Genomic DNA, 18,385 nt, shown 5'->3' with positions numbered 1-18,385 from the left:
CCCTCTGGCCTGCCGGCCATCTCCCCCTCAAGGGGGGAGATCAGCAGCTTTGGTCTCGGCGCCCACCGTGCCACGTTGATAATTGGCGAAAGCCGACATGACATCCAATCTCCCCCCTTGAGGGGGAGATGTCCGGCAGGACAGAGGGGGGTGCGAAGGAATGAGGCCTTTCTCAACAGACTACTCGAACCTCTCCGCAATATGATGCTCTTCGGCGAGGTCGGAAAACCGTGTGAACTCGCCATGGAAGGCGAGGCTCACCGAACCTGTCGGGCCGTGGCGCTGCTTGGCGACGATGACTTCGGCCTTGCCGCGCATCTCGTTCATCTCGTGTTCCCACTTGATGTATTCGTCGGTGCCGGGCTTCGGTTCGCGGTTCTTCAGATAATATTCCTCGCGGTAGACGAACATCACCACGTCGGCGTCCTGCTCGATCGAGCCGGATTCGCGAAGATCGGACAGCTGCGGGCGTTTGTCTTCGCGGCTTTCGACCTGACGCGACAGCTGCGACAGCGCGATGATCGGAACGGAGAGTTCCTTGGCCAGCGCCTTGAGGCCGGTGGTGATCTCGGTGATTTCCTGCACCCGGTTCTGCGACGATTTCGCGCTCGACCCCTGCATCAGCTGGATATAGTCGATGACGATGAGGTCGAGGCCGCGCTGACGCTTCAGCCGCCGCGCCCGCGCCGACAGCTGCGCGATCGAGATACCGCCGGTCTGGTCGATGAACAGCGGGATCTTCTGCATGGTCTGCGAGCAGGCGACCAGCTTTTCGAAATCCATCTCTGAAATCTCGCCGCGGCGGATTTTTGACGACGAAATTTCCGTCTGTTCGGAAATGATGCGGGTGGCGAGCTGCTCGGACGACATTTCCAGTGAGAAGAAGCCGACGACGCCGCCGTTGGCTGCCTTGAACGAGCCGTCGGCCTGTTGCGCCGGCTCATACATCTCGGCGATGTTGAAGGCGATGTTGGTGGCGAGCGATGTCTTGCCCATGCCCGGACGGCCGGCAATGATGATCAGATCCGACGCCTGCAGGCCACCCATGCGGCGGTCGAGATCGCGCATGCCGGTGGCGAGGCCCGACAAATGGCCGTCGCGCATATAGGCGGCGTTGGCCATGTCGACGGCGGTCTTGACCGCATCGGTGAAGCTTTCGAAGCCGCCATCGTAACGGCCGGTTTCGGCCAGTTCGAACAGCCGCCGCTCGGCATCCTCGATCTGTTCGGACGGCGCCATGTCGACCGGCGCGTCATAGGCGATGTTGACCATGTCCTCGCCGACGGTGATCAGCGCGCGGCGCGTGGCCAGATCGTAGATGGCGCGGCCATAATCGGTGGCATTGACGACGGTGACGGCTTCGACCGCCAGACGAACCACATATTGCGCCACCGTCATGTCGCCGACCTTCTCGTCAGCCGGCAGGAAGGTTTTCAGCGTGATCGGCGTCGCCACCTTGCCCATGCGGATGAGCTCGGCCGCGACCTCGAAGATTTTCCGGTGCAGCGGCTCGTAGAAATGGCCGGCCTTGAGGAAGTCGGAGACGCGGTAGAAGGCATCGTTGTTGACGAGGATGGCGCCGAGCAGCGCCTGCTCGGCCTCGATGTTGTTCGGCGCTTCACGATAAAGCGGTTGCTGCTCCGCCACGCCGAATTTTCGCGCTGCCTCTGCCATGATGTCCCCGATTTTGATCCCGGCTTCTCGATATCAGAACGAGATAAATCGGTGCTGACCTTTCTGCATCACCGCACGACCAATCAACCTCGATGCCCCGTTGTTCACAGGGGCGGCAAACCGTCCACAGAAGAGTGTTTCCGCGCCCCGATTCCGGTTGACTCAGAAAGGCGCTGACTTTTATCCGAGTCGTTGGAACAGAGCAAGAACAATCTCGGTGATTATCCGCTTCTTCCGTCCAATGTATCGCCCCAGTCCAGTCGCCGCGCTGCCTTGAACAACTCGCCCTCGCGCTTGGTGAAAAGTGTCTCGCCGGCGCCGCCATCCGGCTGGCACAGTTTGAGCAGCACCTTGCCGGAGCCCGATTTCGGCGGCGCAATCACGCGCGGCTGACGTACAGGCGCGGCTTGCCGCGACGCCGCGACGTAGATGAATTTCTCGTCCTCCCACGGCACGTCGGCGTCTTTGGCCAGGCGGTGCAGGCGCGAGCGGGCGACGCGGCGAGAAAAATGGCACCAGTCGGGCGGCTCAAGCGGGCAGGGCGCCTCATGCGGACAAGGCGCCAGCACATGCGCCCCGGCCTCCAGCAATTGCCGGCGCACTGCCAGGATGCGCTGCCAGCCTGCCGGTGTGCCGGGCTCGACGATCAGCAGTGTGTCGCCGGTCAACTGCCAGAGCCGGCCGACAAGCTTCGGCAGCGATGCCGGCGCGATCTCGTCCAGCACATAGGCGCAGGTGACCAGATCGGCAGGCTTAAGATCGGCAAGGTCGATGGTCACGTCGCCGGCGCGCCAGTCCATCCTGGTGGCGATGGTATCAAGGGCGAGCGACTGGCCAACCTTGCGCACCGCGGCGCTTGCTTCAATCAGAACCGCCTCTTCGAGGTCGGGCCACAGGTCTGTAGTGGCCCAAAGCACCGTGCCAGGACCGGCGCCGACATCGAGCAAGCTCGTTGGCTGGAAATCGGGCCGCGCATAGGCGAGTTCGTCGAGACCGGCCCGTACCGCCGCGTAGGTCGCCGGCAGCCGCGTCGCCAGATAGGCTTTTACCGCCATCTCTTCGGCCATGTGCAGGCGGCCGTCGCGCAATTCGGCGCGGTAGCGGTCGGACAGCGTCTTCGCCGCCTGGCGCAGCACCGCCAGCGGTATCGTTTCGAGCAGGCGCTCGACGCCTTGTCGCAGCGAGGCGGGGAGTTCCACGCTCAGGCTCCGCGTGGCGCGAGCACCGAGGCGCCGGCGAACTCGACAAGGGTGGTGGCTATGGTGGGCAGGCAGGTCATTAAAAAAGGTCTCGCGAGAACGAGACCTTTTTTCAGTGTCAGAGCCGTCAATGGCAAGCGGCAATCGCAATCGAGGCGTTATTCGCGATCCGCCACCTTGCGACGGCGCGCTGGCTTGGCCGCAACGGACCTGACAGCAACGGACCTGGCAGGCACAGACCTGGCGACAGCAGGCTCGGCGCCCGCCGTCTCCTGGCGATGCCCCATTTCGCGCATTTCGAGCGCCTTTTCACATTTGGCCATGTAGTCGCGCGTCATCGGCAGCGTGTCGTTCTTCTTGGCGATCTGGATCTGGAAGATCACCAGATCCTGCCAGCGGAAGGCGGCTTCCGAAGCCGCCAGATAGAACTCCCACATCCTGCAGAAGCGCTCGTCGTAGATGGCCTTGGCCATGTCCCGGTTGGCGGCAAAGCGCTGGCCCCAATGCTTCAGCGTATCGGCATAGTGCAGCCGCAGAATCTCGATGTCGGTGACTACAAGGCCCGACTTCTCGATCGCCGGCATCACCTCCGACAGCGAAGGAATGTAGCCGCCCGGAAAAATGTACTTGCGGATGAAGGCGCTGGTCGCCCACGGCACGCCGGAGCGGCCGATCGTGTGCAAGAGCATGACGCCGTCGGGCTTCAACAACGTCGCCGACTTGTCGAAGAAAGTGCGGAAGTGGTTGACGCCGACATGCTCGAACATGCCGACCGAGACGATGCGGTCGAAGCGTTCGTTGAGTTCGCGGTAGTCCTTGAGGTCGAAATGCACGCGGTCCTGCAAGCCTTGCGCATGCGCCCGGTCGGTGGCGACGCCGTGCTGCTCGGTCGACAGCGTCACGCCTTGCACGTCGACATCGAAAGCCTTGGCGAGATAGAGGCCGAGCCCACCCCAGCCGGAGCCGATATCGAGCACGGTCTGGCCGGCCTTCAGCCTGAGCTTGGCGGCGATATGGCGTTTCTTGGCCATCTGCGCCTCGTCGAGCGTCATGTCCGGCTGTTCGAAGTAGGCGCAGGAATACTGCATGTCGTCGTCGAGGAAGAGCCGGTAGAGGTCACCCGACAAATCATAGTGGCGCTGCACGTTGCGGCGCGCCCGTGATGCGGTGTTGATCTGCTGCAGGCGGCGAAAGGCGTGGCGCAGACCCTCGATGGCCTTCGACCAGGTGGCGTCGATACCGCCACTGCCCATGTTCTGGAAGGCGATGCGCATCATACCCAGTACGCCGCCCTCGATGATGTCGAGTTCGCCGTCCATATAGGCTTCCGGCACGGCCAGCATCGGATCGAAGGTAATGGCGCGCTCGGCATGCGCGGTCTTGATGTGCATATGCACCGGCTCGCCGCTGCCGTCGCCGAAAACCACTGTCGAGCCCTTCGGGCCGGTGACTTTCAGATTGCCCGTACGCACCAGGCGGTCGAGAACGCGTTTCAACAGAATATTCATCACCAAATGTCCCCTCACGGTCAGACTGGCGGACCAATTCTGCAACAATATATAGGGGTTCGAAAAGTTCCATTTGGCACAAAAATGCCCGGGCGAGAGGCCCGGGCATTGGTCCAGAAAGGCTGGATGACGACTTGGAGCGCTGCTCCGCTCGCTTCCTGTGCGATCAGGCCCGTGCGAGATCAGGCGTTGTCTTCTTCGCCGCCTTCGAACTCGGTGTTCGGGTCGAAGAAGTTCTCCGGCCGTGCGTTGTCGTTGATGTCATCGCCATAGATGGCTTCGGCGGTGGTCAGCGTCTCGCCCTTGGCCTGGCGTTCGGCTTCGTCGGCCGTGCGGGCGATGTTGAGGCTGATGGTGACCTCGACTTCCGGATGCAGCGCAATCGCCACATTGGTGACGCCGATGGTCTTGATCGGCTGGTTGAGCTGGATCTGGTTGCGGTTGACCGAGAACCCTTCGGCGGTCAGCAGGTCGGCGATGTCGCGGGTCGACACCGAACCGTAGAGCTGGCCTGTCTCGCCGGCCGAACGTACGGCGATGAAGCTCTTGCCGTCGAGCTTTTCGGCAACCTGGCTGGCTTCCGACTTGCGCTCGAGGTTGCGCGCTTCGAGCTGCGCGCGCTGCCCTTCGAACTTCTTCTTGTTGGCTTCGTTGGCGCGCAGCGCCTTGCCCTGCGGCAAGAGGAAGTTGCGGGCAAAGCCGTCCTTGACCTTGACGGTATCGCCCATCTGGCCGAGGCGGGAAACGCGTTCGAGAAGAATCACTTGCATGGTTTTGTTCCTTCGTCTGGGCACCGACCGCGGGATCGGCGCCGAATTGAATGGAACAGGTCAGGAAGCTCTGAGCGCCTTGGCGCCGGTGTCGCTGTCCTGCCTGTCGCGGCAGTTAGAGGCTTTTCACCTCAACTCGGGATTTCAATGCATGTCGCCAAAAGTGGTCCCGGTTTTGGGACAACGACATGCATCATCAAATTACCCCTGCGGCGCCCGTCGCCGTGGGAGAAGGAAGCAGGCGGCGAACCGCCCGCTCGAAAGTCTTAGCGAACCACGTAGGGCAGCAGGCCGAGGAAGCGGGCGCGCTTGATCGCCTTGGCGAGTTCGCGCTGCTTCTTCTGGCTGACGGCGGTGATGCGCGACGGCACGATCTTGCCGCGCTCGGAAATGTAGCGCTGCAGAAGACGCACGTCCTTGTAGTCGATCTTGGGCGCGTTGGCGCCGGAGAACGGGCAGGTCTTGCGGCGGCGATGGAACGGGCGCCGGGTCGGGATCTGATTGATGTCGACCATTATTCTGCACCTCCTTCAACGCCTTCGCGCGGACGGCGCGGACCACGATCACCACCGGCGTCGCCAAATGAGCGCGGCGGACGATCGCCACGGTCGCCGCGATCACGGTCGCCGAACGAGCGCGGACCACGATCACCACGGTCGCGGTCGCCGAAGCCGCCGCGTTCCGAGCGCTCTTCGCGCTTCTGCATCATGGCCGACGGGCCTTCCTCATGCGCCTCGACCTTGACGGTCAGGAAACGCAGCACGTCCTCGGACAGGCCCATCTGGCGCTCCATCTCGTTGAGCGCTGCCGGCGGGCAGTTGAGGTCCATAAGCGTGTAGTAAGCCTTCCGGTTCTTGTTGACCCGGTAGGTGAGGGACTTCAGTCCCCAGTTCTCGACCCGGCCGACGGACCCGCCATTTGCGGAGATGACGCCCTTGTACTGTTCGACAAGCGCATCGACCTGCTGCTGCGAGAGGTCCTGCCGGGCAAGGAACACATGTTCGTATAGAGCCATAGTGGTTCAGTGCCTTTCTTCGTTTCTCTCCCGGATCCTCGCGGCAAAAGCCTCTGCAACTTCTCTGACCCGCTGGTCCCGAGGGGGCGAGGAAGAAAGGAGCATTTCGAGACGGTCGAGAGCGGAGACACGGGAGGCGGAAGCGCTTCTGGCTTCACACGAAGGTTTTGGATAAAACCTCCGGCCCTCCGTTCAGCCCCCAGCAAGGACCGGCAGATTGCGGGCGTCTATATAGCAATTTGGCTGGAAGGCAAGGGGTAACGCATGCTCCGGACAGCGTCCTGGCGTCGCAGGGTTGGAAAAGACCAGGCATCAACTCGTATGCGGGGTACGACCGTTGATCGTTTCGGGGAAGAAGTCCGGAGCCGCCTTACGCTTGCCGAACATCATATCGTATTGCAGCAGGCGGAAATCGTTGATCGCCGGATCGATGTCCTTCTGCCGCGCCCAGTCCGCCGTGGCCTCACCTGACGGTGTCAAAAGCAGATTGCGATCCACGACGCGATAGCGTTCGCGCAGCGCGCCCAGGAAGCCGGTATAGTAGGGGTGCGTGATCCCGGCCGTGGTAAGGATATGGTAGGGCAGGAAGGCCGGGCTCACCGCGCCCATATCCTGCGCCGGACCGGTGCGGTTAGACCAGATGACCAGCGGCGTCTGATGATGCTCCAGTGCCGCCTCCGGCGTCGGTTCCTTGCGCGGCGCGACATTGTCTTTCAGGTAACCGGTTTCGACATAGACGGGGCCGAGCGGCGGCAGATGGTCGCCGAAGAAGGCGATGACCGTCGGCCGCTCGCGCTTCTTCGCCCATTCGATCAATCGTTCGAGGCCACGGTCGGCATCGGCGGAGCCTTCGGCGTAGCTGAGCAGCGATTCCCGCGCCCATGTGCTGATCGGCGCCGCGACCTTGTGGGTCGGATTGTAATAGCGGTACGGCTCGTAGGGACCGTGGTTCTGCAGGCTGACGGCGAAGAAGAACACCGGCCGCTCGCTGGCGTCGGCCTCTGCGATGATCTCGTCGGTCATCGAGGCATCGGAAGCCAGCGGCCCGCGCTTTTCCAGTGGCGGCAGCGTCTCTTCCGAGCGGAAATCGTTGAAGCCGAAATCGGCATAGACGGCGCCCCTGTTCCAGAACCAGTTGGTGCCCGGATGGATGGCGCGCGCCCGGTATCCCTCGCTTTTCAGGAAGGTCGCCAGCGACGGCGTCGGCGTGCGCACATATTGCTGATAGGGGATCGAGCCCGCCGGCAGGAAGGCATTGGAAAAGCCGGTCAGCGCCTCGAATTCGATGTTGGCGGTCATGCCGCCGAATTCCGGCGAGAACATATAGCCGGAACGCAGCGCCCGCACATTGGGGATCGGGTCAGGCGTGATTGTGACGCCGGGCAGCTTGGTCGGATCCCAGAAAGATTCGCTCATCACCACGATGATGTCGGGTTTCTCATCCGGTACCGAGGCCGCCACATCAGGCCTGTCGATCGCGTTGATCGCGTTGTCGGAATAGCCCGCCGGGGCCGAGACATGCGCCATCGGCACGTTGAGCGCGAAGGCCAGCGCAAACCCGTTGGAGGCGTAGTTCTCCTTCTGGTCCCACATGATCGGGATGATCTGCAGCCGGTCGCGGGTCCACGAGAAGGTGGCGTAGTCCATGATCGAGACGAAGAAGGCGAGCAGCGGCACTGCCAGCGTCAGCCGCGCCAGCCGCCCTTTGCGGCTGAGGATCGGAACCTTGCGGCGCCACAACCGCCAGCCATAGATCAGCAGCGACAGGCCGGCGACGATGCCGACCGCCATGGCGAGCGCCGTCCAGGGCCGTTCGCGCACCAAGAGCGGCATCAGTGCCATGATCTGGCGCGAATAAAGAAAATCGGTTGGGTAGAGCGGATCGCCGAGATAATGCGACTTCTGATGCCCGACAAAGGCCAGCGCCAGCGTCAGCGGCGCCACGATCATCAGGCTCTGGTGACTGCGGCCAAGCACGGCGTCCAGTCCCATCAGCACCAATGCAAAGACAATGATGGTGGTCCAGCCCGGCTTGAATGGCTGCAGGAAGAAGTCGACCGTGCCGAAGAAGTCGCCCCGCACGATCCATTCGATGGCGAACACCAGGATGGCGGAGGCAAGCAGCGTGACCAGACCGTAGCGGATGACCGGCCATCTGCGCCCCGGCAGGTAGCCGGTGGACGGATCGTCTTCCAAGAACTGTGGCGCGGGTACGGCCGTGCCCTTCCTGATCCTAGCCACGTCTCTTCCCCCGGCCCAAGCAACGCGTATTTCCACTCGCGCCACCGTTCTGTCATAGAACTGTCATGCAAAAGCTAGCGCCTGTGGCGAAAATAAGAAGAGCCAGCAAACGATTCGTGAGCGGTTTTCATCAGGTGTGATCGGCAAAAAGCCTTTGGGAACAGGGACTCGAGGTCAGCTCCGGTTCAAGCGAGAGCCGAAATGCCGCCTTCGGGCTTGACTTGGCGGTCCGCCTTGCGTCACAGGCAGGAAAAATCAGCCGCTGGAGAGCGCCCAAATGGCCGTCGCATTCACCTTTCCGGGACAGGGCAGCCAGGCTGTCGGCATGGGCAAGGACCTCGCCGACGCCTTCCCCGAGGCACGCAGGGTGTTCGAGGAAGTCGATGATGCGCTGGGCGAAAAGCTGTCGAAACTGATCTGGGAAGGCCCGGAAGAGGCGCTGACCCTGACTGCCAATGCCCAGCCGGCGCTGATGGCGGTCTCGCTGGCGGGAATCCGCTCGCTGGAAGCGCGCGGCTTTTCGCTGAAGGACAAGGTTGCCTACGTTGCCGGTCATTCGCTCGGCGAATATTCCGCCCTTGCCGCGGCCGGTTTCGTTTCGGTCGCCGATGCTGCCCGGCTGCTGCGCATCCGCGGCAACGCCATGCAGGCGGCGGTGCCGGCCGGCGAGGGCGCCATGGCGGCGATCATCGGACTGGAACAGCCCGACGTCGAAGCCGCTTGCACCGAGGCCGCAACGGGATCCGGCAAAGTCTGCCAGATCGCCAACGACAATGGCGGCGGCCAGCTTGTGATCTCCGGCGCCAGGGCGGCGGTGGAACTCGCCGCGAAACTGTGCACCGAAAAGGGCGCGAAGCGGGCGCTGATGCTGCAGGTCTCCGCACCCTTCCATTCAGCGCTGATGGCGCCGGCGGCCGAAGTCATGCGCGAGGCGCTGGCCGGCGTGACCAAGAATGCACCGGTGGTGCCCGCCGTCTCCAACGTCACTGTAGCCCCGACCAGCGACCCCGACGAGATCGCGCGCCGCCTGGTCGAGCAGATCACCGGCCGCGTGCGCTGGCGCGAAACGGTGGAGTGGTTCGGCGCCAATGGCGTCGCCACGTTGTTTGAGATCGGCGCCGGCAAGGTGCTTTCCGGCCTGGCGCGGCGAATCAACCGCGACATCGCCACATCTGCCGTCGGCACGCCGGCCGAAGTCGAGGCGGCGCTGGCCGCGCTTGCATAATCCACTGGCGATTCAACCCCTCCCGTGGGAAGGGTGTTCTCTTAAGATCAGGAGACGAAAATGTTCGAACTGACCGGCCGCAAGGCGCTCATCACCGGCGCATCGGGCGGCATTGGCGAGGCGATTGCCCGGGTGCTGCATGCGCAAGGCGCCATTGTCGGCTTGCACGGCACCCGCATCGAGAAACTGGAGACCCTGGCCGGCGAACTCGGCGACCGGGTAAAGCTGTTCCCGGCCAATCTTGCCGACCGTGACGAGGTCAAGGCGCTTGGCCAGAAGGCCGAAGCCGAACTCGAAGGCGTCGACATACTGGTCAACAATGCCGGCATCACCAAGGACGGCCTGTTCGTGCGCATGGCGGACGCGGATTGGGACAGCGTGCTGGAGGTGAACCTCACCGCCGTGTTCCGGCTGACCCGCGAGCTGACCCATCCGATGATGCGCCGCCGCCATGGCCGCATCATCAACATCACCTCGGTGGTCGGCGTCACCGGCAATCCTGGTCAGACCAATTATTGCGCCTCCAAGGCCGGCATGATCGGCTTTTCCAAGTCGCTGGCGCAGGAGATCGCCACCCGCAACATCACCGTCAACTGCGTCGCCCCGGGCTTTATCGAATCGGCCATGACCGACAAGCTCAACGACAAGCAGAAAGACGCGATAATGGCCGCGATCCCGACGCGCCGCATGGGCACGAGTGTTGAAGTGGCGTCGGCCGTCGCCTATCTCGCCTCCAACGAGGCAGCCTACGTCACCGGCCAGACCATCCATGTCAACGGTGGCATGGCCATGATCTGACGGGATATTGCCGGGTGATAAGAAGACATGGCCGGCTTGTGAAAAGAGACCATTTCGCCTTGGACCTCAGCCATTTTTCGTGTAATGCGGCCCGCAACCCGGCGGTTCGGGCAAAAACCGGTCCGGCATCGTTGCGTTTCCGGCAGGACCATCTTTCAGCTTGATTAGCGGCATTCTGCCCGCTAACGAAGACAGACAAACAAAAGACGAGGATGCCCCAAATGAGTGACACCGCAGAGCGCGTCAAGAAGATCGTCATCGAACATCTTGGCGTCGATGCCGACAAGGTGACGGAGCAGGCGAGCTTCATCGATGATCTGGGCGCGGACAGCCTCGACACGGTCGAACTCGTCATGGCCTTCGAAGAAGAGTTCGGCGTCGAGATTCCGGACGATGCGGCCGAGACCATCCTGACCGTCGGCGATGCCGTGAAGTACATCGACAAGGCTTCGGCCTGACACTATCCGCAGTCATCACCGGGGAGGACCTGCGATGAGGCGTGTCGTCGTCACGGGCCTTGGCCTGGTTTCGCCGTTCGGCATGGGCTTCGAGCACAGCTGGAAGGAACTTCTGACCGGCCGCAGCGCCGCCAAGCGCGTCACCGAGTTCGAAGTGGAAGATCTTGCCTGCAAGATCGCCCACGTCATTCCTCGCGGTGACGGCACCAACGGCACGCTCAATCCCGAAGCCGTGCTCGAGCCCAAGGAACTGCGCAAGATCGGCGACTTCATCCTTTACGGGATTGCGGCCGCCGACGAAGCGCTGAAGGATTCCGGCTGGGAGCCCAGCACCGAAGCCGAGCGCTGCGCCACCGGCGTCATGATCGGCTCCGGCATTGGCGGCCTCGAGGGCATCGCCGAGAACGCTATCATCCTGAAAGAGCGCGGACCGCGCCGTATCAGTCCATTCTTCATTCCCGGCAACATTATCAACCTGGTATCTGGCCAGGTATCGATCCGGCATGGGCTGAGAGGCCCCAACCACGCCGTCGTCACCGCCTGCTCGACCGGCGCGCACGCCATTGGCGATGCCGCCCGGCTGATCATCTTCGGCGATGCCGACGTGATGCTGGCCGGCGGCGCGGAATCGCCGGTGACCAGACTATCGCTTGCCGGCTTCGCTGCTTGCCGGGCACTGTCCACCGACCGCAACGACACGCCTGAGAAGGCCTCGCGTCCCTATGACCGCGACCGTGACGGCTTCGTCATGGGCGAGGGCGCCGGGGTCGTCGTGCTGGAAGAACTCGAACACGCCAAGGCGCGCGGCGCCAAGATCTATGCCGAGGTCACCGGCTACGGCCTGACCGGCGATGCCTATCACATCACTGCACCGGCCGAAGACGGCGACGGCGCCTTCCGCTGCATGACGGCGGCGCTGAACCGGGCCAAGCTGACGCCCGCCGACGTCGACTACATCAACGCGCACGGCACCTCGACCATGGCCGACACGATCGAACTCGGCGCCGTCGAGCGGCTGGTCGGCAACGCCGCCTCGAAAATCTCGATGTCGTCGACCAAGTCGTCGATCGGCCATCTCCTGGGTGCCGCGGGTGCCGCCGAGGCGATCTTTTCGATCCTCGCTATCAGAGACAACATCGCGCCAGCCACCATCAATCTTGACAACCCGGAACGCGAAACCGCGATCGATCTTGTTCCGAACACGCCACGGCATCGCCAGGTCGACGTGGCGCTGTCCAACTCCTTCGGCTTCGGCGGCACCAACGCTTCGCTGGTATTCCAGCGTTATACAGGCTGATTGCGGTATCGACCGGCGCGCCAGCGGTCTGTCGTCAATTTTGCCATATTCAAGCCTACTCTGCCGCTGGGGATTCGTCGCATCGGCCTGAAACCGAAGGCGCTTTTTTTTAAAGCACGATGCGTAGGCTTGAAATGTTAGGGCACGCTGTGCGTCCAATCGGGCGCATGGTCGCTCTAAGAGATCAGATGGTAGGGCGCTAATGAACACCAATCCGGGCGGCAGCGGACAATTCGGACAAAACCAGCAGACCGGCCCGATCGTGCCGAAGACCGCGGCCGAAGCTTTGCGCCCGGAAGCCGGCACACCACCACCAAAGCGCTCGCGCGCCTCGCGCAGCCAAGTCGTCGTGTTCATGAACTTCGTCATCTCCGCGGTGATGTTGATGATCCTCGCCGCCGGCGTTTCGCTCTATTTCGGCAAGCAGGCATTCAACGAACCGGGCCCGTCGGTGGCCGGCGACACCTTCCTGGTCAAGCCGAGCACCGGCGTCCAGGATATTGCCGACCAGCTCGAACGGCGTGGGCTGATCAGCGATGCCCGCATCTTCCGCATCGCCGTGCGGGTCTATGGCAATGATTCAGCGCTGAAGGCAGGCGAATACGAGATAAAGCCGCGCGCCTCCATGCGCGACATCATGGAGCTTCTGAAGAGCGGCAAGTCGGTGATGTATTCGCTGACCATTCCCGAGGGCCTGACGGTCGAGCAGGCGCTGCAGCGCATCGCCGAGCAGGATGCGCTGACCGGCGACATGCCGGCCGCCAAGCCGGCTGAGGGCAGCCTCGCCACCGACACGCTGCGCTTTACCCGCGGCGCCACGCGCCAACAGATGGTCGACAAGCTGCTCGCCGACCAGAAGAAGCTGGTCGACGAGGTCTGGCAGCGGCGCGCGCCCGACCTGCCTCTGGCCAATGTCGACGACTTCGTCACCTTGGCCTCGATCGTCGAAAAGGAAACCGGCCGGGGCGACGAGCGCTCGCGCGTTGCCGCCGTCTTCCTCAACCGTCTGGCCAAGGGCATGCGGCTGCAATCCGATCCGACCATCATTTACGGCCTGTTCGGCGGCAAGGGCAAACCCGCCGACCGGCCGATTTATCAATCTGACATCCAGAAACAGACGCCTTACAACACCTATCTGATCAATGGCCTGCCGCCGACGCCGATCGCCAATCCCGGCCGCGCCGCGCTCGAAGCCGTCGCCAACCCGTCGAAGACCGATGATCTCTATTTCGTCGCCGACGGCACCGGCGGCCACGTCTTTGCCACCACGCTTGCCGAGCACAATGAGAACGTTGCCCGCTACCGGGCACTGCAGAAGAAGCAGGCTGAAGACGCCGCCAAGGGCGCCAAGACTCCGGGCCAGACCGATGCGCCGGCGGATGGCGACGACAACGGTGACGCAAGTGGCGATGCCGCCGGTGGCAGCGGTGATGCCGGCGGCGATACGGGTGCCGCCCAGTAGCAGGTCGGCGCTTTCAGACGGATCGACCTTAAGCAACGCGGACAGAGGCGGACGCGCTGCTGCTTTGAACGAGTAGCGGGGTTCGAAGCGTTTTCGGTCTTGCTCGGGTGCCTCTGCTTCTCGATTTCAGCCCTGCGCGATCGAAACGACAGCGGAAATCAACATCTTGCCGGTATTGCGATTCTGACATTCGCGCCGCCCGTGATATCGAACGCATGCGCAATTTGTAGAATCGGACCATCAGGGAAACACGAGCCGCATCATGAATTTGCAGAGCATGACCGGATTTGCACGCACTGTTGCCGAACATGACGGCGCCTCGATCGCCTGGGAGGTCAAGTCGGTCAACGGCAAGAGCGTCGAGGTCAGGTTGCGGTTGCCGCAAGGTTTCGAGCGGCTCGAACCGACTGTGCGGCAGACGCTGCAGAAGCGCTTTTCGCGTGGCAATTTCCAAGCGACGCTGACCGTCGGCCGCGCCGCCGGCCAGCAGGCGCAGCCGGTGGTCAACGAAGCCTTCCTCAGGGATCTGGCGGGCTTGGCCAAGCGGCTGCAGGACCAGTTCGGTGTTGGTCCGGCAACTGCCGACGGTCTGCTTTCTCTGCGCGGCGTGCTCGATATCCCTGAAACCAGCGAAACCGAGGAGGTGCGGGCAGCACTCGACGCGTCAATCCTGTCGGCGCTGGAAACGGCGCTTACAGGTCTCGAGCAGGCACGCCAGAGCGAGGGCGAAGCGCTGCGTTCGCTGCTTTCCGGCCATATCGACGCCATTGAGGCGCTGACGCTTCAAGCCGAGGCCGACCCGTCGCGCGAACCGGCGGCGATCCGCGAGCGGATCGCCGAACAGGTGCGGCTGCTGATGGATGCGTCGGCCAATCTCGATGCCGGCCGGCTGCACATGGAAGCGGCGTTCCTGGCCACCAAGGCCGATATCCGTGAAGAGATCGACCGGCTGAAGACGCATGTGGCGTCGGGCAGAGCGCTGCTGGCAAATGGCGGCGCCATCGGCCGCAAGCTCGATTTTCTGGCGCAGGAATTCAACCGCGAATCGAATACGCTGTGTTCCAAGTCGAACGCCGCCACTGTCACCGCCATCGGGCTGGAACTGAAGGCGGTGGTCGACCAGTTTCGCGAACAGGTCCAAAATCTGGAGTAAACCCGAATGGGTGGCAAGGAGCCGATGGTTGCCAGGGATCTCGGATCCCGCATTCGCCGCCGCGGGCTGATGCTGGTCCTGTCGTCGCCGTCGGGCGCCGGCAAGTCGACGATCGCGCGCAACCTGCTGGAAAGCGACGGCAGCCTGGAATTATCGGTCTCGGTCACTACCAGGCCACGCCGCGGCTCGGAGATCGAGGGCGTCCACTATCACTTCCGCACCACGCGCGAGTTCGAGCGGCTGCGCGATTCCGACGCATTGCTCGAATGGGCCGAGGTGCACGGCAATTGCTACGCGACGCCGCGCGAGCCGGCCGAACTGGCGCTGGCGCAGGGCCGTGACATGCTCTTCGACATCGACTGGCAAGGCGCCCAGCAGCTCAAGGAGAAGATGCGCGCCGACATCGTCTCGATCTTCATCCTGCCGCCGTCGATGAAGGAATTGAAGTCGCGCCTCAAGCGCCGCGCCGAGGACCAGGAGCACGTGATCGAGACCAGGCTGAAGAACGCCCGCAACGAGATCGAGCACTGGAAGGAATATGACTTTGTCATCGTCAACGACGATCTCGACCGCGCGTTTGCCGAAGTGCGTGGCATCGTGACGGCGGAAAGGCTGCGGCGCGACCGCCGGCCCGGGCTGTTCGATTTCGTCTCGGGGTTGCTGGACGAGAAGACGGAATAGGCAGCTGTCGTTCCCCGATGGCCGGCTGTCCCCATGAAGGCGTCTTTGGCAAACGATCTGGCAATATGACGCTGTGGGCATCTGTTACTGGCTGGCGATATCTTTTATGAGTTCTGCAAATGGGGTTTCCTCGCCGGCAAAGCTCTCAATCATCGCATTCAGGACGTTTTCGCGACCGAACATATCGGCATTGAATGGGAATCCCGCATTCTCCATCAGCATTGCCAGAAAGGTAAGCTGCGTGCGGCCGTTGCCTTCGCGAAACGGGTGGACGGCATTAATTTCGGCCAAAACATGCGCGGCCCGAACGGCGAAGGCGTCGAGGTCGAGTTCGCAGAGATAATCACGTCGGCGAGTTCGCCGAAAATTCTATGCATTTCCTGGTTGATATACTCAGGATAGCAGAACCAGTTGCCCCCCCCTTGCCGATGCGGATGGCGCGAACCTCTCCCGCCCATTCGTAAACGTCCTGGAACAGGTGATGGTGGACAGCCTTGTAGTGCTCGAAATCCAGACGGCCTGCGGGGATATGTTCGTCGGCCCTGGTCAGGAAAAGTGCCAACTCGAATTCATCGAGTCGGGCCTGGTCTTTGATATTCAGCCTGTTGCGGAGAACGGTCGTGCCTGGGTAGCACAGCGGATCATGTTCAGCGGCATAGACCACCTGCCGATCCTACTTCTTGCGGGTTACTTGGTCCTTGATAAGCGCCCTGCGCTCATCCCCGCTCAGGCCGCGCTCACGGCTTTCCTTCAGAATGAAGCCCATACGTTGCGATAGCTTCAAGCCTTCAACCGCGCTGATTTTTTCGCCCCTGCCGCTGGTCAGGACAAACTGGCCATTTTGGGTCGGCCGGAGGCTTGAGGTACTCTTTTTCATATGACGACAATATCACGCTCGGCGACTCACCGGCAACTGCATGCCGCTATATGCTGCTTGTCGTCGCTGTCACACAGGATGCGATTTGGGTCCACGGCCGCGCTAGCGCCGCCGGTCAAACCGCGTTTGTCAGCCGCACGAATTCCTCGACGCTGAGCGTCTCCGCACGCCGGGTCGGATCGATGCCGGCGCGCGTCAGCAGTGCCTCGCCACCCAGGCTCTTCACGCTCTGCCGCAGCATCTTCCGGCGCTGGCCGAAAGCGGCTTCGGTGACGCGGCCGAGTTTTTTCACGTCGGTTGACAAAGGGTTGGCGCGCGGCACCAGATGCACCACCGAGGACGTTACCTTGGGGGGCGGCGTGAACGCTTGAGGCGGCACGTCGAAGGCGATCCTCGCCTCGGTCCGCCAGCCCGCCAGCACGCCGAGCCGGCCATAAGCATCGCCGCCGGCACCGGCGACAATGCGCTCGGCCACCTCGCGCTGGAACATCAGCGTCATCGATTGATAGAAGGGCGGCCAGTCCGCCACGGTCAGCCAACGGATCAACAGCTCGGTGCCGATATTGTAGGGCAGGTTGGCGGCAATCCTCACCGGGCCGCCTTGTGACGCGGCATTGGCAAGAGCGGCAAAATCCGTCTTCAGCGCATCGCCGCTGATCACCTCGAGCCGGCCCGGATAGTGGTTGGAGACCTCGGCCAAGGCCGCCAGGCAGCGTTCGTCGCGCTCGATAGCGACGACGCGACGGGCACCGGCAGAGAGCAGCGCCCTGGTCAGCCCGCCGGGGCCGGGGCCGACCTCGATCACCGTGCTGTCGCTGAGGTCGCCGGCGACCCGCGCGATCTTGCCGGTCAAATTGAGGTCGAGCAGGAAATTCTGGCCAAGCGCCTTCTTTGCCTGCAGTCCATGGCGCTCGATCACCTCGCGCAGCGGCGGCAGCCCGTCAATGCTCATGAATTTTGGGCTCATGATTTGGGCTCATGATTTTTGGCTCATGCAACTGCGGGCTTTGCGCCGGTATCGGCCAGCCGGCGGGCCAGCTTCAGCGCCGCGATCAGGCTGTCGGGACGTGCGATGCCCTTGCCGGCGATGTCGAAGGCTGTGCCGTGATCGGGCGAGGTGCGGATGAACGGCAGGCCAAGCGTGACGTTGACGGCCTCGTCGAAGGCCAGCGCCTTGGCCGGGATCAACGCCTGGTCATGATACATGCAGACCGCCACGTCGTAGCCGGCGCGGGCGCGCGCATGAAACATCGTATCGGCCGGCAGCGGCCCGAAGGCATCGATGCCTTGCGCCCGCAACATGTCGACCGCAGGACGAATGATGCGCTCGTCCTCTGTCCCCATGGCGCCGCTTTCGCCGGCATGCGGATTGAGGCCGGCAAGCGCGAGCCTCGGCCTGGCGATGCCGAAACGGCGTGCAAGATCGCCGGCGGTGATGCGCGCGATGGCAACGATCAGCTCCGTCGTCAGCGTCTTCGGCACCTCGGCCAGCGCGATGTGGATGGTGACCGGAACGGTGCGCAATTCGGGGCCGGCGAGCAGCATCACCGGCGTTACCGTGCCGCCGGTGTGGAGCGAGGCCAGATGCGCCAGATATTCGGTGTGACCGGGAAAGCCGAAGCCGGCATCGTAAAGCGGCTTCTTGGCGATCGGGCAGGTGACGACCGCGGCCGCGTGACCGGCAAGGCAGTCGGCGACCGCGCGATCGATGGCCTCGATGATACCGGCGGCATTGGCCGGGTCGGGCCGGCCGGGATCGTCGGTGAAGTGGGCCGCCAGCGGCACCACGGGCAAGGCGTGTTGAAAGACACCAGCTGCTTGGGCCGGCACCGTCTCGGCGATTGCCACCGCCGCGCCGAGCCGGCGCGCCCGCGCGGCAATCAGCGCCGGATCGGCGAGAAGATAGAAGGGCGCGGCACCGGAACCGCGGGCGCTCTGCCACGCGGCAATGGCGATTTCCGGACCGACGCCGGATGGATCGCCGACGCTCAGCGCCAGCGGAAGCTCTGTCTCATGCACGGCTGGGC

General features: G+C 63.2%; 19 protein-coding genes. 7 read left to right on the top strand and 12 right to left on the bottom strand.

What is annotated here, in order from left to right:
- Nucleotides 1-180 precede the first annotated feature (180 nt).
- The 7 genes from NKI31_RS23520 to NKI31_RS23490 all read right to left on the bottom strand — a co-directional run bounded on the left by NKI31_RS23520 (nucleotide 181) and on the right by NKI31_RS23490 (nucleotide 8,407).
- Complete coding sequence (locus NKI31_RS23520; RefSeq protein ID WP_023672717.1) at nucleotides 181-1,674, bottom strand: replicative DNA helicase; 1,494 nt, start codon at nucleotides 1,672-1,674, stop codon at nucleotides 181-183.
- A 221-nt stretch (nucleotides 1,675-1,895) separates the two neighbouring features.
- On the bottom strand, nucleotides 1,896-2,873 hold the full coding sequence (locus tag NKI31_RS23515) for a small ribosomal subunit Rsm22 family protein (protein WP_352512281.1): 978 nt from the start codon (nucleotides 2,871-2,873) through the stop codon (nucleotides 1,896-1,898).
- Nucleotides 2,874-3,031: 158 nt separating this feature from the next.
- Nucleotides 3,032-4,381 (bottom strand): cyclopropane fatty acid synthase, encoded by a 1,350-nt coding sequence (locus NKI31_RS23510; RefSeq protein WP_352512279.1) that lies wholly within the window; start codon nucleotides 4,379-4,381, stop codon nucleotides 3,032-3,034.
- 182 nt (nucleotides 4,382-4,563) lie between these two features.
- Nucleotides 4,564-5,151, bottom strand: coding sequence for a 50S ribosomal protein L9 (gene rplI / locus NKI31_RS23505; protein WP_023672721.1), 588 nt, complete (start codon nucleotides 5,149-5,151; stop codon nucleotides 4,564-4,566).
- Nucleotides 5,152-5,417: 266 nt separating this feature from the next.
- Nucleotides 5,418-5,666, bottom strand: a complete 249-nt coding sequence (rpsR, locus tag NKI31_RS23500) for a 30S ribosomal protein S18 (RefSeq protein ID WP_006203718.1) — start codon at nucleotides 5,664-5,666, stop codon at nucleotides 5,418-5,420.
- Nucleotides 5,666-6,166, bottom strand: a complete 501-nt coding sequence (gene rpsF, locus NKI31_RS23495) for a 30S ribosomal protein S6 (protein ID WP_023672722.1) — start codon at nucleotides 6,164-6,166, stop codon at nucleotides 5,666-5,668. The genes rpsR and rpsF overlap by 1 nt, the downstream gene beginning before the upstream one ends.
- Before the next feature lie 312 nt (nucleotides 6,167-6,478).
- On the bottom strand, nucleotides 6,479-8,407 hold the full coding sequence (locus NKI31_RS23490) for an LTA synthase family protein (RefSeq protein ID WP_352652649.1): 1,929 nt from the start codon (nucleotides 8,405-8,407) through the stop codon (nucleotides 6,479-6,481).
- Between the two features lie 277 nt (nucleotides 8,408-8,684).
- Between NKI31_RS23490 and fabD the strand changes: the two genes are divergently transcribed.
- The 7 genes from fabD (at nucleotide 8,685) to gmk (ending at nucleotide 15,481) form a co-directional block, all read left to right on the top strand.
- Nucleotides 8,685-9,632, top strand: coding sequence for an ACP S-malonyltransferase (gene fabD, locus NKI31_RS23485; RefSeq protein WP_352652648.1), 948 nt, complete (start codon nucleotides 8,685-8,687; stop codon nucleotides 9,630-9,632).
- Between the two features lie 60 nt (nucleotides 9,633-9,692).
- Nucleotides 9,693-10,430, top strand: coding sequence for a 3-oxoacyl-[acyl-carrier-protein] reductase (fabG, locus tag NKI31_RS23480; protein WP_352652647.1), 738 nt, complete (start codon nucleotides 9,693-9,695; stop codon nucleotides 10,428-10,430).
- Between the two features lie 221 nt (nucleotides 10,431-10,651).
- A complete protein-coding gene (locus NKI31_RS23475; RefSeq protein ID WP_006203723.1) occupies nucleotides 10,652-10,888 on the top strand; it encodes an acyl carrier protein in 237 nt (78 codons plus the stop codon).
- Between the two features lie 34 nt (nucleotides 10,889-10,922).
- Nucleotides 10,923-12,185 (top strand): beta-ketoacyl-ACP synthase II, encoded by a 1,263-nt coding sequence (fabF, locus tag NKI31_RS23470; RefSeq protein ID WP_352652646.1) that lies wholly within the window; start codon nucleotides 10,923-10,925, stop codon nucleotides 12,183-12,185.
- A 202-nt stretch (nucleotides 12,186-12,387) separates the two neighbouring features.
- On the top strand, nucleotides 12,388-13,647 hold the full coding sequence (mltG, locus tag NKI31_RS23465; RefSeq protein WP_352652645.1) for an endolytic transglycosylase MltG: 1,260 nt from the start codon (nucleotides 12,388-12,390) through the stop codon (nucleotides 13,645-13,647).
- 262 nt (nucleotides 13,648-13,909) lie between these two features.
- Nucleotides 13,910-14,800, top strand: coding sequence for a YicC/YloC family endoribonuclease (locus NKI31_RS23460; RefSeq protein ID WP_023695597.1), 891 nt, complete (start codon nucleotides 13,910-13,912; stop codon nucleotides 14,798-14,800).
- Nucleotides 14,801-14,806: 6 nt separating this feature from the next.
- On the top strand, nucleotides 14,807-15,481 hold the full coding sequence (gene gmk, locus NKI31_RS23455; RefSeq protein ID WP_023672729.1) for a guanylate kinase: 675 nt from the start codon (nucleotides 14,807-14,809) through the stop codon (nucleotides 15,479-15,481).
- A gap of 84 nt (nucleotides 15,482-15,565) precedes the next feature.
- Here gmk and NKI31_RS23450 read toward each other — a convergent pair whose 3' ends face one another.
- From NKI31_RS23450 to pdxA, 5 genes are all read right to left on the bottom strand, one after another.
- A complete protein-coding gene (locus NKI31_RS23450) occupies nucleotides 15,566-15,772 on the bottom strand; it encodes a Fic family protein (RefSeq protein WP_352652644.1) in 207 nt (68 codons plus the stop codon).
- 52 nt (nucleotides 15,773-15,824) lie between these two features.
- Complete coding sequence (locus NKI31_RS23445) at nucleotides 15,825-16,145, bottom strand: hypothetical protein (protein ID WP_352652643.1); 321 nt, start codon at nucleotides 16,143-16,145, stop codon at nucleotides 15,825-15,827.
- A 9-nt stretch (nucleotides 16,146-16,154) separates the two neighbouring features.
- Nucleotides 16,155-16,358 carry a hypothetical protein gene (locus tag NKI31_RS23440; protein ID WP_023693963.1) on the bottom strand — a complete coding sequence of 68 codons (204 nt, stop codon included), beginning with the start codon at nucleotides 16,356-16,358 and terminating at the stop codon, nucleotides 16,155-16,157.
- Between the two features lie 115 nt (nucleotides 16,359-16,473).
- Nucleotides 16,474-17,310, bottom strand: coding sequence for a 16S rRNA (adenine(1518)-N(6)/adenine(1519)-N(6))-dimethyltransferase RsmA (gene rsmA, locus NKI31_RS23435; protein WP_352652661.1), 837 nt, complete (start codon nucleotides 17,308-17,310; stop codon nucleotides 16,474-16,476).
- Nucleotides 17,311-17,348: 38 nt separating this feature from the next.
- Complete coding sequence (gene pdxA / locus NKI31_RS23430) at nucleotides 17,349-18,377, bottom strand: 4-hydroxythreonine-4-phosphate dehydrogenase PdxA (RefSeq protein ID WP_031193551.1); 1,029 nt, start codon at nucleotides 18,375-18,377, stop codon at nucleotides 17,349-17,351.
- Nucleotides 18,378-18,385: the final 8 nt, after the last annotated feature.

Origin of the sequence: Mesorhizobium sp. M0659 (genome assembly GCF_040320605.1) — a bacterium.
GTDB lineage: Bacteria > Pseudomonadota > Alphaproteobacteria > Rhizobiales > Rhizobiaceae > Mesorhizobium.
The sequence above is the reverse complement of the archived record's forward strand: the minus strand, read 5'-3'. Positions and strand labels throughout refer to the sequence as shown.

Coding starts and splice junctions, on each gene's coding strand:
- NKI31_RS23520 (WP_023672717.1), bottom strand. CDS start 1,674: ATGGCAGAGGCAGCGCGAAAATTCGGCGTGGCGGAGCAGCAACCGCTT.
- NKI31_RS23510 (WP_352512279.1), bottom strand. CDS start 4,381: ATGAATATTCTGTTGAAACGCGTTCTCGACCGCCTGGTGCGTACGGGC.
- rplI (WP_023672721.1), bottom strand. CDS start 5,151: ATGCAAGTGATTCTTCTCGAACGCGTTTCCCGCCTCGGCCAGATGGGC.
- rpsR (WP_006203718.1), bottom strand. CDS start 5,666: ATGGTCGACATCAATCAGATCCCGACCCGGCGCCCGTTCCATCGCCGC.
- rpsF (WP_023672722.1), bottom strand. CDS start 6,166: ATGGCTCTATACGAACATGTGTTCCTTGCCCGGCAGGACCTCTCGCAG.
- fabD (WP_352652648.1), top strand. CDS start 8,685: ATGGCCGTCGCATTCACCTTTCCGGGACAGGGCAGCCAGGCTGTCGGC.
- fabG (WP_352652647.1), top strand. CDS start 9,693: ATGTTCGAACTGACCGGCCGCAAGGCGCTCATCACCGGCGCATCGGGC.
- NKI31_RS23475 (WP_006203723.1), top strand. CDS start 10,652: ATGAGTGACACCGCAGAGCGCGTCAAGAAGATCGTCATCGAACATCTT.
- fabF (WP_352652646.1), top strand. CDS start 10,923: ATGAGGCGTGTCGTCGTCACGGGCCTTGGCCTGGTTTCGCCGTTCGGC.
- mltG (WP_352652645.1), top strand. CDS start 12,388: ATGAACACCAATCCGGGCGGCAGCGGACAATTCGGACAAAACCAGCAG.
- NKI31_RS23460 (WP_023695597.1), top strand. CDS start 13,910: ATGAATTTGCAGAGCATGACCGGATTTGCACGCACTGTTGCCGAACAT.
- gmk (WP_023672729.1), top strand. CDS start 14,807: ATGGGTGGCAAGGAGCCGATGGTTGCCAGGGATCTCGGATCCCGCATT.
- NKI31_RS23440 (WP_023693963.1), bottom strand. CDS start 16,358: ATGAAAAAGAGTACCTCAAGCCTCCGGCCGACCCAAAATGGCCAGTTT.
- rsmA (WP_352652661.1), bottom strand. CDS start 17,310: ATGAGCATTGACGGGCTGCCGCCGCTGCGCGAGGTGATCGAGCGCCAT.